We start from the raw sequence: 13,830 nt of genomic DNA, 5'->3' as shown, positions 1-13,830 counted from the left end.
TTTATCGCCGTACTCGTCCTGCAAGCTCCGCAGAGCGAAGATTGACGAAATGCTCGTCCGTCGACGTGACCGAGAAATTCAACGCCTCGTAGAACTTAAGCGCTGCCTGATTGCTGAGAAAGCACGACAGCGTCACAGGCATTCCTGCGCTTGTGGCCTGGCTCATCACCATTTGCATAACCTCACGCCCGATTCCTTCACCGCGATACGTGGGCCAAAGAAGCAGCAGCGATACATGCAGCGATGGCGTTTCGTTCCGCAGCGCCAGGCAGCCCGCGATTTCCGCACCGCGCCAGATCAGCGACAAGGCGTCGTCGCCGTACTGCGTGTCGAAACGCGCCTGCTGATAGCTCTCGTCCCACCCGAACGTTTGTGCGATGCAGTCGTGTAGCGATGTTTTGTAGAGCGAGAACAGGCTCTGGCGGTCGACAGAACCTTCCCTGATTGGCGACAAGCGGATCGTGGTGTCAGCGGGCATCGATCAATGTGGATGGTGGCTTGGGTATGCCAGCACGAGTGTAACGGACGGGCTGTTGCGTGATCGTCCGCGAGGCCGATTCCGCCATACCAGTCATTAGTCCCATCATTGCAGAACACCCTCATCCAGACAAACCCTGATTGCTGCATGGAATTGGCCGCTGCTATCGTTCGCAGGTCTTGTGGAAGCGCTTCCACCCAGCTTCCACCTAACCGGTTTCAACGGTCCCGCGCAACGAATTGCATGGGACCAGAGCAGCGCAGCGCGCTCAAGCGCCAACTCTGGTCGACAAAGGAGAATCCGTGGCAAACGACGCATCCGCCCTGTCCCAAGACCCGAACGGTGACCCGTTCTCGCCATCGGCCGATTCCGTGCTCTGGCGCAATCAGTTCCTGCTCGGCGCAGCCACCGCGTCGTATCAGATCGAGGGGGCCGTTCACGAAGACGGCCGTCTGCCGTCGATCTGGGACACCTTCTCGGCCATTCCAGGCAAAGTGCTGGCCGGCGACACAGGCGAGGTGGCCTGTGATCACTATCATCGCTGGGAAGCCGATTTCGACATCCTGACGTCGCTCAACTTCGAAGCCTATCGCCTCTCGATCGCATGGCCGCGCGTCATGGACGAACACGGCAAGCCGAACCAGAAGGGTCTCGACTTCTACAAGCGACTGCTCGGCCGTCTGAAGGAGAAGGGCCTCAAGACCTTTGTGACGCTGTACCACTGGGACTTGCCGCAGCATCTGGAAGATCGCGGTGGCTGGCTCAACCGCGACACCGCGTACCGCTTCACCGACTACGCAGACCTGATGAGCCGCGAACTCGCGGGCCAGGTCGATGCGTGGATGACCCTCAACGAACCTTGGTGCTCGGCCTATCTCGGCTACGGTAACGGGCATCATGCGCCGGGCCTGTCGAATGCACGCTTTGCCACCCAGGCCATGCACCATCTGCTGCTCGCGCACGGGTCGGCGATTCCGGTGCTGCGCGCCAATGACCCGACATCGCAGAAGGGGATCGTCGCCAACGTGGGCAGGGGTACCGCGAATTCGGAAAGCGCTGCCGATCGCCGCGCCGCGCATCTGTTCGAGGTTCAGCACAATGCGTGGATTCTCGACCCGCTATTGAAGGGCGCGTATCCAGACGATCTGTTCGAACTTTGGCCGGGTACCGAGCCACTGGTGCTCGACGGTGATCTGAAGACCATCTCCGCACCGCTCGACTTCCTCGGTATCAACTACTACTTCCGTACCAACGTGAAGAGCGACGGCGCACACGGCTTTACCGAGGTCCCGCTGGAAGGTGTCGAGCGCACGCAGATGGGCTGGGAAGTGCACCCTGATGGGCTGCGCGATCTCCTGATCGGTTTTAACAAGAACTACGCGAACCTGCCGCCGATCTATATCACCGAGAACGGCATGGCTTCTGACGACCAGGTGATCGATGGCCGCGTCGACGATCCGCAACGGATCGCGTTCCTCAAGCGCCACCTTGCAGCGGTGGACAGCGCGGTCAAGGCTGGCGTCGATATTCGCGGCTATTTCGTCTGGTCGTTAATGGACAACTTCGAATGGGCCTTTGGTTATGAACGGCGCTTCGGCGTGGTGCATGTCGACTACGATACGCAAAAACGCACTGTCAAACGCAGTGCCGAACTGATTGCAAAGTTTCTGGAGGAACGGAAGTTACGTAACTGAGGCACGCAACTGAGGTACGCAGCGGAACAAGCTGAACTGGTTTGTATGTCGACCTGAAACAAAAAGGCGCAAAGCCTCTAGGAGACGGAATGAACTGCAGAAGGAAACTCTTGAGCGGTATTGCTTTGGCCCTCGCTCTCAATGGCATGGTTGCCCATGCCGATCCATTGAAGGCCAACGTGATCCACTGGTGGACCTCGGGCGGCGAATCCGCCGCGATCAAGCAGTTCGCGGATGCGTACAACAAGGCCGGCGGCCTGTGGGTCGATAACGCGGTGGCCGGCGCCGATCAGGCGCGCTCCACGGCAATCAACCGGATTGTCGGCGGCGATCCGCCCACGGCAGCGCAGTTCAACACATCCAAGCAGTTTCATGACCTGATCGATCAGGGCATGCTCAACAATGTCGATACGGTAGCCGCCAAGGAAAACTGGAACGCCATTTTCCCGCAGTCGATTCTCGAGTCGATCAAGGTCAACGGGCACTTCTATGCCGCGCCCGTCGACATTCATATGCAGGACTGGTTCTTCTATTCGAAGCCTGCGTTCAAGAAGGCGGGTATCGCAGCGGAGCCGCAAACCTTCGATGAGCTGTTCACCGATCTCGACAAGCTGAAAGCCGCCGGCTACATTCCGCTCGCGCTGGGCGGCCAGGCATGGCAGGAGAAGATCACTTTCGATGCGGTGTTTGCCGATGTCGGCGGCACGGACCTTTATCTGAAGGTCTATCGCGACCGCGACCAGAATGCGGTGAATTCGGCGGCCTTCAAGAATGTGCTGACCACCTTCAAGCGTCTGCATAACTATGTGGATCCGGGCTCGCCCGGCCGCAACTGGAATGATGCGACGGCGTTGGTGATTTCGGGCAAGGCCGGCATGCAGATCATGGGCGACTGGGCAAAGGGCGAGTTCTCAGCGGCCAACCAGGTTGCGGGCAAGGACTTCGGCTGCTTCCCGGGTTTCGGTCCGCATTCGCCGTACATGGTGGCGGGCGACGTCTTCGTGTTCCCGAAGACCGACAACGCCAACGCGATCAAGGCGCAGAACCTGCTCGCGACCGTCATGACCTCGCCGGAGGCGCAGGTGGCCTTTAGCGCGAAGAAAGGCTCGATCCCGATTCGTCCGGATGTGGATACCTCGAGCCTCGACATCTGCGCAAAAGAGGGCATTGCGATCATGAAAGACAAGTCGCGCCAGTTGCCGAATCCGGAGATGCTGATTTCGCCGGACGTGCAGGGTGCGTTGACCGACGTCATTACCAACTTCTGGAACAAGAACGAGTCGGCTGAAGATGCGCAAAAGGCATTTGCCAGCGCGTTGAAGAGCTGAGCACCGCGATGCGCGCACTCGGCTTAGCCTCGACATCGCGACGACCGGCGAGGCGGTCGAGACCGCTTGGGCGGCGTTGGCCGCTCGCCGCCTGGATTGCGCTGTTGCCGATGGTGGTGACGGTCATCTTTGCCTACCTGGGCACGATGCTATGGACGGCTAAGGTATCGCTCACCTTGTCGCGCACGTTTCCGTCGGATCGCTTCGCCGGGATGTCGCAATACGTGCGGCTGTTCCAGAACGATCGCTGGATAGTGTCGCTGCAGCACATCGTGATCTATGGCGTGTTTTTCATCATCGCGTGCATGGTGATCGGTTTGCTGCTGGCGATCTTTATCGACCAGCGGGTGGTAGCAGAGGGCGCATTGCGTACGGTGTTTCTGTATCCGTATGCGATGTCGTTTGTCGCGACCGGTCTCGTCTGGCAGTGGATTCTCAATCCCCAGTTGGGCGTACAGGAGGTTTTGCATCGCATCGGTTTTGCGCACGCACGCTTCGACTGGATCGTCGATCAGGACTGGGTGGTCTATACGCTCGTGATTGCCACGGTCTGGCAGGCCTCCGGGCTCGTGATGGCGTTATTGCTGGCCGGGCTGCGCGGCATTGACGACGAGATATGGAAGGCGGCGCGCATCGACGGCATTCCACGCTGGCGGGTCTATGCGAGCATCGTGGTGCCGATGCTCAAGACGTCGATGTCCACCGCATTCGTTCTGCTGTTCGTGATGGTGGTGAAGCTGTACGACGCAGTGGTGGCGATGACCCAGGGCGGCCCTGGCACGGCGAGCGAAGTGCCGGCCAAGTTCATCATGGATTACCTGTTTGGCCGCGCCAATATCGGACTCGCCTCGGCGGCGTCGGTCGTATTGTTGACCACCGTGCTGGCGATTCTCGCGCCGTTCTTCTATGTGCGCAGCCGCGCCGCCTTCCGAAAGGACGTTTGATGAATACGCTCCCTTCCGGTGTAACTCCAGTTGGCAAACCCGCCGTCGCCACTGCGCCCAGACCTCGTCCGAAGCGCCGCTCGCATTTCACGCCTGCGCGTTTCGGCGTCTACGCGTTCCTGATCACCGCGGCGCTGTTTTTCCTGCTGCCGCTATACGTGATGCTCGTCACCTCGGTCAAGCCGATGAGCGAGATCCGCATGGGCAACATTCTGGCGCTGCCTCTGCATTTCACGCTCGCGCCGTGGCGTGATGCGTGGGCATCGGCCTGCACAGGTCTCGACTGCAACGGGATCCAGGTCGGTTTCTGGAACTCGGTGCGCATTGTGGTGCCGAGCACCATTCTCTCTATCGCGATCGGCGCGGTGAATGGCTATGCGCTGTCGTTCTGGCGGCCGCGCGGCGCGGGAATCCTGTTCGCCATTCTGCTGATGGGCGCCTTTATCCCCGTGCAGGTGATGGTCTATCCACTCGTGCGTGTGCTGGCGAGCGTGCATCTATTCAGCTCGCTGCCGGGCATCGTAGTGATTCATACGATCTTCGGCATGCCGATCATGACGCTGCTGTTTCGCAACTACTACGCGTCGATCCCGCTTGAACTGTTCAAGGCGGCCCGTATCGATGGCGGGGGTTTCTGGCGCATTTTCCTGCAACTGATGTTGCCGATGTCCACGCCGATCATCGTCGTTGCGGTGATCATGCAGGTCACCGGCATCTGGAACGACTTCATTCTCGGCCTGGTGTTCGCAGGAACGCGGAATCTGCCGATGACAGTGCAGTTGAACAACATCATCAATACCACCACCGGCGAGCGTCTCTACAACGTCAACATGGCGGCCACCATCCTCACTTCCATGGTGCCGCTTGCGATCTACTTCATCTCGGGCCGCTGGTTTGTGCGCGGCATCGCTTCCGGCGCAGTCAAAGGGTAGGCCAAGGGATAGGCATGACCAACGTATCGAATGTATCGGTTCGCAATCTGCGCATCGAGCTGGGCGCGAACACGGTCATCGAGTCGCTCGATCTCGATGTGAACGCCGGCGAATTCGTCGTGCTGCTCGGACCTTCGGGCTGCGGCAAGTCCACCTTGCTACATAGCATTGCAGGCCTGATCGATGTCGCCGACGGCAGCATCGAAATTGGCGGCGAGGATATGACCTGGGCCGATCCGAAAGATCGCCGCATCTCGCTGGTGTTCCAGTCGTATGCGCTGTATCCGACCATGAGCGTGGAGCGCAACCTGTCGTTTGCACTGCGTATCAACGGCACGCCGAAGGCGGAAATTGAACGACGGGTGACGCGCGCCTCCGAGATGTTGCAACTCGGGCCGCTGCTCAAGCGCAAGCCGGCACAACTGTCCGGCGGACAGCGTCAGCGCGTGGCGATTGGCCGCGCGATCGTGCGAGAGGCGGATGTATTCCTGTTCGACGAGCCGCTCTCGAATCTCGACGCCAAACTGCGCACCGAATTACGCCGCGAGCTCAAGCAACTGCATCAACGGCTCGGCGCGACGATGATCTACGTCACGCACGATCAGGTAGAAGCGATGACGCTCGCTACCCGCATGGCGGTGATGCGGGGCGGTGTGATCCAGCAGATCGGCACGCCTGGCGAAGTCTATGCGCGCCCGGATAATCTGTTCGTGGCGGGTTTTCTCGGCTCGCCCGCGATGAATATGCTGCAAGGGCGGCTGGAGCGGCGCGAGGAGGGCATGCGCTTTCTCACAGAGCATCTCGATCTCGACGTGTCGCGCTATCCGTTCAAGACGCTTCCCGATACGACGCGGCCCTGCGTGCTGGGTGTACGTCCCGAGGATGTGCGCGTCGGCGGGGATCTGGAGCAGCGTGGCAACGTTTCGCTGATCGAGCCGATGGGCAACCACCGGGTTATATGGCTCGATTATCATGGCGCCCAGATCGCGTCGATCGATCAGGACAAGGCGCCCATCGCGGTAGGGGAGGCGCGCGCCTTTTCGCTCGACAGCGCACATATTTCGCTGTTCGACGAGGCCGGTGGCGCCCGCTTATGAACGGCACGGTTTGATGGAGCGCATGTGGCAACCCTGAAAGACGTGGCGGAGTTGGCCGGAGTCGGCATGTCGACGGCATCGCGGGTGATTTCCGGCAAAGGACCGGTCTCGGCCGACGCCGAGCGCCGCGTCAGGGCCGCTATCGAGGCGCTGAATTTCCGGCCATCCTCGATCGGCCGCGCGATGGCGGCGCAGTCGCTCGGCATGATCGGCCTGTTCGTGCCGACTTTCTTCGGCTCGTACTACGGCACGATCCTCAAGCAGACCGACAGCGAATTGCGCGCAGTGCACCGCCACGTGGTGGTGGCGACCGGTTGCGGTGAGTCGTCGCCGCGCGAACAGGCGCTCGAAGCGGTGGAGTTTCTGATTGGACGCGATTGCGATGGCGTGATCGTGATCAGCCATGACCTGCATGACGACGACCTGAATCGTCTGCATCGCATGCATCCCAAGATGGTGTTTCTCAATCGCGCGTTCGAGCAGTTGCCGGAGGCGTCGTTTTGCGCGGACCATATGCGCGGCGGCGAACTGGCCGCGCGCACGCTGCTCGAACATGGGCATCGCGAGATTGCGGTGATCTCGGGAACGTCTGGCTCCTCGGACAATCAGGCGCGTATTGACGGCTTCTTTGCGGAACTGGGGCGCCACGGTATCGAGCGGGCGGACGTGACGCTGATCGAGTCGGACTTCTCACCCGAGGGCGGTTATGCGGCCGCGCAAACGCTGCTCGACTCGAAGCAACCGTTTACCGCGGTGTTCTGCGCGAACGACACGATGGCGGTGAGTGCATTGGCGCGCTTTCAGCAGGCGGGTATTTCGGTTCCAGGCGACGTTTCCGTGATCGGCTATGACGACGACTACTCGGCAGCCTATGCAGCGCCCGCGCTGACGTCCGTGCATATTCCAACTGCGGAGCTGACGCGCAATGCGGTGCGCTGGCTTGTGAATCAATGCTATGGAACCTCGTGGGAGATCTTCCGCGAGTTTCCCGTGACGGTGACAATGCGCGCCTCGGTGGGCGCGCCTCGGTGGGCGCGCATCGGCGGCGCGTAGCGGCCCGGTAAGGGCCCTTAGCTGCCCTCGCGCAGCGATTGCTCATGCCGTACGCGAGCTTCTTCATCGAGACGCGTGTCCTCGAGTTCCTGCAGCACCGCATCGAGATCGACCGGCGTGGTGTCGAGTTCGACACGCCCGGTCAATTGCACCTCAGGATGCAGGCCACCGCCTTCGAATAGCGCCCAGATCTCCTTGCCGTACTTTGCACTGAGCAGATGCGGCGCGAAGCGGCCAAAGTACGTCGCAAGGTTGTCCACGTCGCGCTCGAGCATGGCGGGCGCTTCGAGATTGCCGGCGGCGTCGACGGCCTGCGGCAGGTCGATGATCACCGGGCCGTCCGCGGCGAGCAGGATGTTGTACTCGGACAGGTCACCGTGAATCAGACCGGCGCACAGCATACGCACCACTTCGTTGAGCAGCCGCGCGTGCAGTTCGACCGCACGGGTTTCGGTCATCTCCACATCGTTCAGACGCGGCGCGACGTTGCCGTCTTCGTCGGTTACCAGTTCCATCAACAGGACGCCGTCCGTGCAGATATACGGTTGCGGCACGCGCACGCCGGCGTTGGCCAAACGAAACAGCGCATCGACTTCGGCGTTCTGCCAGTTCTGTTCCTGCACTTCGCGGCCATAACGGCTGCCTTTTTCGATGGCACGCGCTTCACGGCTGTTCTTGACCTTGCGGCCTTCTCGATACGAGGCGGCCTGGCGGAAACTGCGCTGCTTTGCGTCCTTGTATACCTTCGCGCAACGGGTCGAATCGCCACTGCGCACGACGTAGACGGTGGCTTCCTTGCCGCTCATTAGCTGGCTGATGACTTCGTCGATCAGGCCTTCTTCGACAAGCGGGAGCAGGCGTTTGGGTGTCTTCATGCGGCCACCGCCTGCACTGTGTACGGGGCGGTAACGGCGACGCGATGGAGGACGGCGGGGCGGATAGGCATGGCCGCCTGTGAAAAGGTGGCTTGGAGCGGAGATAAAGTCATGCCCGATTATAAGGTGTACCGGGCAGTCGGCAGAATTCATGGGGCATAACGACCTTTGATGGGGTTGTGTGGCTGTTCGTCCGAGACATCTTGCGCATTGCGTAGTGGGGTGTGTCTATCGCCTGTTCGGGTGCCATGTCATTGCTTTCGTCACCGTAAGATTCGTAGGCGTCCCGTTGACGGCGGTAAAGGGAGCTTTCGGCCGCGTCAGGTTGAGGGTGTGTGCCAAATGTGGGTCGAATGTTGCCTGGACCCCTTGTTTTGCGGGGTTTACCTGATTTTAAAGCACGGTCGATCCTTTACACTCGCGGAAAATATTGGTTACGGGGTGAAAGATGTTGGTCACTTTCCTCATTGCATGTCCGCTCCTGATCGCGGCACTGTTCGGCTTTGCCAGGATCGTCGATCCGCGTACCGGGCAGCTCAAGCGCTAGCCGGGATTGGCGGTCGTTTTAACGGATTGGCAATCGAGTCTTGCATTGAAGTGCCCACTCGCGGCAGGATGCGGGATTGCCACCTGATTAAGCCCCCATTCCTGCATGCAAGAAACCCCAGAAAAACTGGCCAACCGCTTTGGCCTGCTAAAAGGCATCCTCCCTCTTGATCGTGCGTCTGCGCTACGCGATGCCCTTGCCGGCATCACGCTGGCGTCGATGGATATTCCGCAAGTACTCGGGTACGCGCGCATCGCCGGCATGCCGGCCGTGACCGGCCTCTATACGGTGTTTCTGCCGCTGGTGGCGTTTGCGTTCTTCGGCGCGTCACGGCACCTTGTGGTTGCTGCGGACTCGGCGACTGCGACCATTTTCTCCAGCCAGCTTTCCACCATGGCGCCGATTGCGAGCGCCCAATACGTTGCGCTGGCCGGCATGGTCGCGTTGCTGACTGCCGTGCTGCTGCTGGTGGCGCGGATCTTTAAACTCGGCTTTCTGGCCGACTTCCTGTCGCGTACCGTACTGGTCGGCTTTCTCGCGGGCGTAGGCGTGCAGGTGGGTATCGCGATGCTGGGCGATATGCTTGGCATCGCCTTCACCTCGTCGCACAGTACGGCCCAGTTAGCGCAGATCGCGGGTCATCTGGGGCAGGTCAACTTCCCGACCCTCGCGGTTTCAGCGGGCGTGGTCGCCTGCATTTTGTTGGCGAAGCGCTTCTCGCCGCGTTTGCCGGTGCCTTTGCTGGCGGTGGTGGGCGGCATTGCCGCCAGCGACCTCTACGATTTCGCCGGACACGGGATTTCGATTCTCGGACCCGTCGCCGGTGGTCTTCCGCCGTTCCGGCTGCCGGTCGCGAGCTGGCACCAGATGGTCGAACTGCTGCCGGTGGCGGCCTCCTGCTTCGTGATGATCGTCGCCCAGAGCGCGGCCGCTGGGCGTGTATTCGCGCAGCGCTATCACGAGGACGTCGATCTGAATGCCGACATTCTCGGGCTGGCGGCGGCCAATACCGTAGCCGCTTTTTCCGGCGCATTCGTGGTGAACGGCAGCCCGACCCAGACCGCCATGGCCGAGCGTGCCGGCACGCGCAGTCAGTTCGGACAACTGGCGTTTGCGGGCGTGGTAGTCGTGGTGCTGCTGTTTTTCAGCAAGTATCTGCAATATCTGCCGCACTGCATCCTCGCCAGCATCGTGTTCACGATTGCGATCGGGCTGATCAATGTGCAAAGCCTGAGGGCGATCCGCCGCGAAACGCCGGGGGAGTTCACGCTGGCCGTGATCACGGCGCTTGCTGTGGTGGTGCTCGGTGTCGAGCATGGGATTCTGTTGGCGGTTGTGCTCTCCTTGTTGCGGCACGTGCGGCACAGCTACCGGCCGCATACGATGATGCTGGCGCCCGGAGCGGGTGGGCGCTGGCAACCGGTGCCGGCCAGGCCCGGCACGCAGACTGCTCCGGGGCTGATCGTCTACCGCTTCGGTGCGGATCTCTTCTACGCTAACGACCATTTCTTCGTCGAAGATGCGCGCGCGCTGATTAGCCAGGCGCCGGACAAGGTGCGCTGGTTCGTCGTAGACGCGAGTGCGATCACGGACCTCGATTATTCGGCGGCACGCTCGTTGACCGATCTACTCGAATTGTTGCAGCAGAAGAACGTTGGTGTGGTGTTTGCGCGCGTGAACCGTTACCTGCGCGCGGACATGGACCGTCATGGCATTACGGAGACGGTCAAGGCGTCGTGCGTCTTCAGCACGATGCATGAGGCGCTAGCGGCAGTGGGCGTGACGCCGCAAGTGTCGACGCCGGGAGTGATATAGCGGCGGATTGGGGGGTGTCGATGCCGTGGTCCGGCATCGGTTCCCGATGCGCCCGTGCTACTTCGAGAATTCGTCGGGCACTTCGGTGACGCGTCGCTGCGAAATGTGGTTCATCCATTCCGTATCGCTCACGTTGTCGCGACGCGCTGGCGGCGCAGCAAGTGTTTCATGGCTGGCTCGCGCGCCGGTTGGCATCGTAACGGAGGCGTATTCGTCGCGGCCCAGTCTTGCCGGCGCGAACGGCGAGTAGTCCCCGGCTGCCGATGGCCGAGCCAACGACTGGTGCGTGTGGCTCGAATGCGCGAGTCGATGCGAGGGGCCGGACGATACTGCGTGGCCAGCGTGGCGTCTAACCTTGGCGGCCCGCGTAGCGGATGGATGAGCGATATGCCGCCGTGCGTGATTCGTTTCGCGCAAGCCGTGACGCCCGCTGTCTGTTCCATCGAGGCGAGGTTGCGAAGCTGTCACTGCGAGTTTTTGTGCTGCGGCCTGGCTGGTGTCGCTATGTAGTGGAGCTTGTAGCGGTGCGGATATGCCGCCGCCTTTGGCGAGCTCGGGGTGCGGCGTCGGCGCGGTGTCTCGCTTCGCGTGTTGATGCGACAGATAACCCATGCCGATGCACGCCAGAATCGCCGCGCCACCGATCGCGCACAAGCCGGCTGCACGAGTGCTGGAACGGTTTGCAAACGACTGACGTACCGCAGGCGCGTCCGGCGCCATGCGTATCGTAGACAAGGCCATTGGCACGTTCTCGTAAGGCGTTGTCGCGCAAGGTGACCCTGACTCAGCGGGGGCGGCAAACGACTGTCCAGGCCGCGTTGACGCCCAGTGACACATCGACCAGATGGTTTCTTCGCGCAGACAGAAGGTCCGCAGCAGCGCCTTCAGACCGGCACGCAAACCACCTTCAGGAACGAGCAGGGTCCATTCGCCTCCGAAGGGGGGCGGGAGAGGGCCGGCTGCAGTCAGACGCGGCTGGCTGATGCGGCCTTCGACCGAGACGAAAGAGTTGATCGTCGACATGGTCTTCAGTTCTGTCCTATCCCTTCAAAAAAGACGCCCGCAACGTGCGGGCGTTTCATCGGCCACGACCGAGAGATGGTCGTAACGTGCGGGGAACCATAAAGGAATACTAACGGACTGTGTGACAAGTCTAGTCCAAATTTTATCGGCTGGATGGAAAAACATTCGATAAAAGATAAATTTATTCAGCGAAAGGTCTTTAAAATGCGTTCTTCCGTTTACGATTTTCTTTCATATTGGTGCGGCGGAGAGGCTTGCAGGCTGTGGCGTTTCGTCGAATGAAAATATTGATTAAATTAAATCGGCTGCAGAAACTTTGCAAATTGTTAGTAAAACTTATTTAAATAGAATATCTTCCCGAAACTCAAAAAATTGAGTATCGTGGACTCTCTTTCCGGTGCTGTCTGTCACCAGGAACTTTCCCCCGGGAGATCTTCAATGAAACTCGCGTCGCACGCTACCACGGTCTTTAGATCCGTCATTACATGTGGTGCCCAATTCGAAGAATACGTCAACGCGATCGGGCGACCGCGTTTTGCCATCAGTTGCGGAGGTGACGATCCGGGCGGGGCCCGGGCCGAGCTCGATGAATGGGTGTTTGCGGATGACGTCGAATGCCTGATGCGGGAGTTTCTGGATTGGGACGCACGCGGCATTCGCATGGAGTTCGATCAACCGGTCACCGGGTATGCGGACGCTGTCGCAAGCTGGACCGTCGTCGGCTTGCCGCCCCACTTCAACGATGCGACATCGAACCTCAATAGCGGCTTGCTAGGCGTGATGTGCAAGGCGATGGGTCCGGAGGGCGCGCGCCGGGCATTCCTCGAATCGGTGTTCAACGACGCATGGACCTATGATTTCGTGGCGTTGCGCGCGAATCGCTACGACAGCTTCATTGAGGAATGGAAGTCGGATGACGATAAGAACGCAAGGCCCGAACACTATCGGGCGCAGAAGCATTTCGGCGTGGTCGTCGATGCCGGAGGGCTTGGGGTTGGCAGCAGGCCGCTGCAGTACTGGGTGTTTATCGGCGTAGCCAGCGGCAGCTTGAGCGCGCAACAACTCAGAGATGCCGGACTGACGTGGGAGGAACTGATCGGTCAGGCGTGTGTGATCAACGGGCTAGGGGAGGTGGAGCGGATCGGCAACCACCGCGTGATGTAGCAATCGAGTCAGGTGACGGGGGCGCATGAGGAGTGTGCCGTTCGAGCCTTGCGCTCCCCGCCTGCACGGCCAGCCACGTCTCGCGGGTCGGCGAGGCTAGTCAGGATCGTTAGTCTCTTCATGTGCCGGTTCGAAGAACCGGCTACGGGCCGCCAGAGTGCAGGCGCCAGCGAGCACAACGGACAAAAACGCCACCGTGTAGGCCAGCGGCTTTCCATGCCACAGGCTGTTGAACCATTGATGAAACTCAGCCATTGCCACTTCTGCTGTGCCGCCGATGCGCTGCAGTTCGAGCAGGTATTGCTGGTTATTGGCGATGCCGTAGATCAGTTCCGCGCTGTCCTCGGCCGGCACCGTGACATAGATGATCGCGGCACCTATCAGGCCCACCAGAAGAATGACCGCGCTCGCTACATACAGGCGAATCTGCAACGGCGTGTGCTGTTGCGGAGTGTTCTGCCCGTCCTGTGTTTGCCTACTGCTCATCTCTTGCCCATAGCACTGCGCCAGTGTGGCATCCGCCACAGTAGCGCAAGGCTAACACGCGTCGCGTGTGCCGGCCCCACGTCGTTCCTCTAGCTGCGCGAAGTCAGGAGCTTGAGACCCGCCACGCTAAACACGACGGCGAGTGAGCCGTCCAGCCAGCGCCGGATGGAGCCGTACACGCGGCGCGCGGTTTCGGTGGAAAACAGCACCGCGTAACTGCTGAACACAAATATGCCAATCGCCATGCAGCCGAGTACGACGGGAGCCGTGCGGGCAGCGCCGCCCGCTGCTGGAACGGCGAGCGAGACGATCGACAGCCAGACCAGAATCGCCTTCGGGTTGGTGAGATGCAGCAACAGGCCGCGCACGTAAAGCCGCCGCGACGATTCTGGCG

At 60.7% G+C, this 13,830-nt stretch carries 13 protein-coding genes; 8 read left to right on the top strand and 5 right to left on the bottom strand.

The window, feature by feature from the left end; all coding sequences use genetic code 11:
- Position 1: 1 nt before the first annotated feature.
- Entirely contained in the window at positions 2 to 478 is a 477-nt protein-coding gene (locus tag M0954_RS01230) for a GNAT family N-acetyltransferase (protein WP_297351189.1), read from the bottom strand.
- A 302-nt stretch (positions 479 to 780) separates the two neighbouring features.
- On the opposite strand from M0954_RS01230, the gene M0954_RS01225 reads away from it, so the two are divergent.
- The 6 genes from M0954_RS01225 (at position 781) to M0954_RS01200 (ending at position 7,526) form a co-directional block, all read left to right on the top strand.
- Entirely contained in the window at positions 781 to 2,172 is a 1,392-nt protein-coding gene (locus tag M0954_RS01225) for a GH1 family beta-glucosidase (RefSeq protein WP_297351187.1), read from the top strand.
- A gap of 89 nt (positions 2,173 to 2,261) precedes the next feature.
- Positions 2,262 to 3,500: an ABC transporter substrate-binding protein gene (locus tag M0954_RS01220; protein WP_122156310.1), complete on the top strand. Its 1,239-nt coding sequence runs from the start codon at positions 2,262 to 2,264 to the stop codon at positions 3,498 to 3,500.
- A gap of 8 nt (positions 3,501 to 3,508) precedes the next feature.
- Complete coding sequence (locus M0954_RS01215) at positions 3,509 to 4,444, top strand: carbohydrate ABC transporter permease (protein ID WP_123388378.1); 936 nt, start codon at positions 3,509 to 3,511, stop codon at positions 4,442 to 4,444.
- The gene (locus tag M0954_RS01210; protein WP_122156308.1) at positions 4,444 to 5,376 is read left to right on the top strand and encodes a carbohydrate ABC transporter permease; all 933 of its coding nucleotides are present in this window, start codon (positions 4,444 to 4,446) and stop codon (positions 5,374 to 5,376) included. Before M0954_RS01215 ends, M0954_RS01210 begins: the two co-directional genes overlap by 1 nt.
- A gap of 14 nt (positions 5,377 to 5,390) precedes the next feature.
- Complete coding sequence (locus tag M0954_RS01205; protein WP_123388379.1) at positions 5,391 to 6,473, top strand: ABC transporter ATP-binding protein; 1,083 nt, start codon at positions 5,391 to 5,393, stop codon at positions 6,471 to 6,473.
- A gap of 24 nt (positions 6,474 to 6,497) precedes the next feature.
- Positions 6,498 to 7,526, top strand: coding sequence for a LacI family DNA-binding transcriptional regulator (locus M0954_RS01200; RefSeq protein WP_297351185.1), 1,029 nt, complete (start codon positions 6,498 to 6,500; stop codon positions 7,524 to 7,526).
- 17 nt (positions 7,527 to 7,543) lie between these two features.
- Here the strand turns inward: M0954_RS01200 and M0954_RS01195 are convergent, their stop codons facing one another.
- A complete protein-coding gene (locus tag M0954_RS01195) occupies positions 7,544 to 8,401 on the bottom strand; it encodes a PA4780 family RIO1-like protein kinase (RefSeq protein ID WP_122156305.1) in 858 nt (285 codons plus the stop codon).
- Positions 8,402 to 9,053: 652 nt separating this feature from the next.
- Here M0954_RS01195 and M0954_RS01190 point away from each other — a divergent pair.
- A complete protein-coding gene (locus M0954_RS01190) occupies positions 9,054 to 10,763 on the top strand; it encodes a SulP family inorganic anion transporter (protein ID WP_297351183.1) in 1,710 nt (569 codons plus the stop codon).
- A gap of 57 nt (positions 10,764 to 10,820) precedes the next feature.
- Here the strand turns inward: M0954_RS01190 and M0954_RS01185 are convergent, their stop codons facing one another.
- Entirely contained in the window at positions 10,821 to 11,786 is a 966-nt protein-coding gene (locus tag M0954_RS01185; RefSeq protein ID WP_297351181.1) for a hypothetical protein, read from the bottom strand.
- A gap of 438 nt (positions 11,787 to 12,224) precedes the next feature.
- Here M0954_RS01185 and M0954_RS01180 point away from each other — a divergent pair, with 438 nt between their 5' ends.
- Entirely contained in the window at positions 12,225 to 12,950 is a 726-nt protein-coding gene (locus M0954_RS01180) for a hypothetical protein (RefSeq protein ID WP_123388383.1), read from the top strand.
- A gap of 96 nt (positions 12,951 to 13,046) precedes the next feature.
- Here M0954_RS01180 and M0954_RS01175 read toward each other — a convergent pair whose 3' ends face one another.
- Together M0954_RS01175 and M0954_RS01170 are read right to left on the bottom strand one after the other, a co-directional pair.
- Entirely contained in the window at positions 13,047 to 13,436 is a 390-nt protein-coding gene (locus M0954_RS01175; protein ID WP_183143230.1) for a hypothetical protein, read from the bottom strand.
- 89 nt (positions 13,437 to 13,525) lie between these two features.
- The coding region (locus tag M0954_RS01170) for a LysE family transporter (RefSeq protein ID WP_297351180.1) at positions 13,526 to 13,830 on the bottom strand (305 nt) is incomplete at its 5' end.

Origin of the sequence: Paraburkholderia sp., assembly GCF_026225065.1 — a bacterium.
GTDB lineage: Bacteria > Pseudomonadota > Gammaproteobacteria > Burkholderiales > Burkholderiaceae > Paraburkholderia.
Note: the sequence above shows the minus strand (reverse complement) of the source record. Positions and strands in the feature narration are given on the sequence as shown.

Excerpts from the sequence above, each read along its gene's own strand:
- M0954_RS01230 (WP_297351189.1), bottom strand. The coding sequence starts at position 478 with ATGCCCGCTGACACCACGATCCGCTTGTCGCCAATCAGGGAAGGTTCT.
- M0954_RS01220 (WP_122156310.1), top strand. The coding sequence starts at position 2,262 with ATGAACTGCAGAAGGAAACTCTTGAGCGGTATTGCTTTGGCCCTCGCT.
- M0954_RS01215 (WP_123388378.1), top strand. The coding sequence starts at position 3,509 with ATGCGCGCACTCGGCTTAGCCTCGACATCGCGACGACCGGCGAGGCGG.
- M0954_RS01210 (WP_122156308.1), top strand. The coding sequence starts at position 4,444 with ATGAATACGCTCCCTTCCGGTGTAACTCCAGTTGGCAAACCCGCCGTC.
- M0954_RS01205 (WP_123388379.1), top strand. The coding sequence starts at position 5,391 with ATGACCAACGTATCGAATGTATCGGTTCGCAATCTGCGCATCGAGCTG.
- M0954_RS01195 (WP_122156305.1), bottom strand. The coding sequence starts at position 8,401 with ATGAAGACACCCAAACGCCTGCTCCCGCTTGTCGAAGAAGGCCTGATC.
- M0954_RS01190 (WP_297351183.1), top strand. The coding sequence starts at position 9,054 with ATGCAAGAAACCCCAGAAAAACTGGCCAACCGCTTTGGCCTGCTAAAA.
- M0954_RS01185 (WP_297351181.1), bottom strand. The coding sequence starts at position 11,786 with ATGTCGACGATCAACTCTTTCGTCTCGGTCGAAGGCCGCATCAGCCAG.
- M0954_RS01180 (WP_123388383.1), top strand. The coding sequence starts at position 12,225 with ATGAAACTCGCGTCGCACGCTACCACGGTCTTTAGATCCGTCATTACA.
- M0954_RS01175 (WP_183143230.1), bottom strand. The coding sequence starts at position 13,436 with ATGAGCAGTAGGCAAACACAGGACGGGCAGAACACTCCGCAACAGCAC.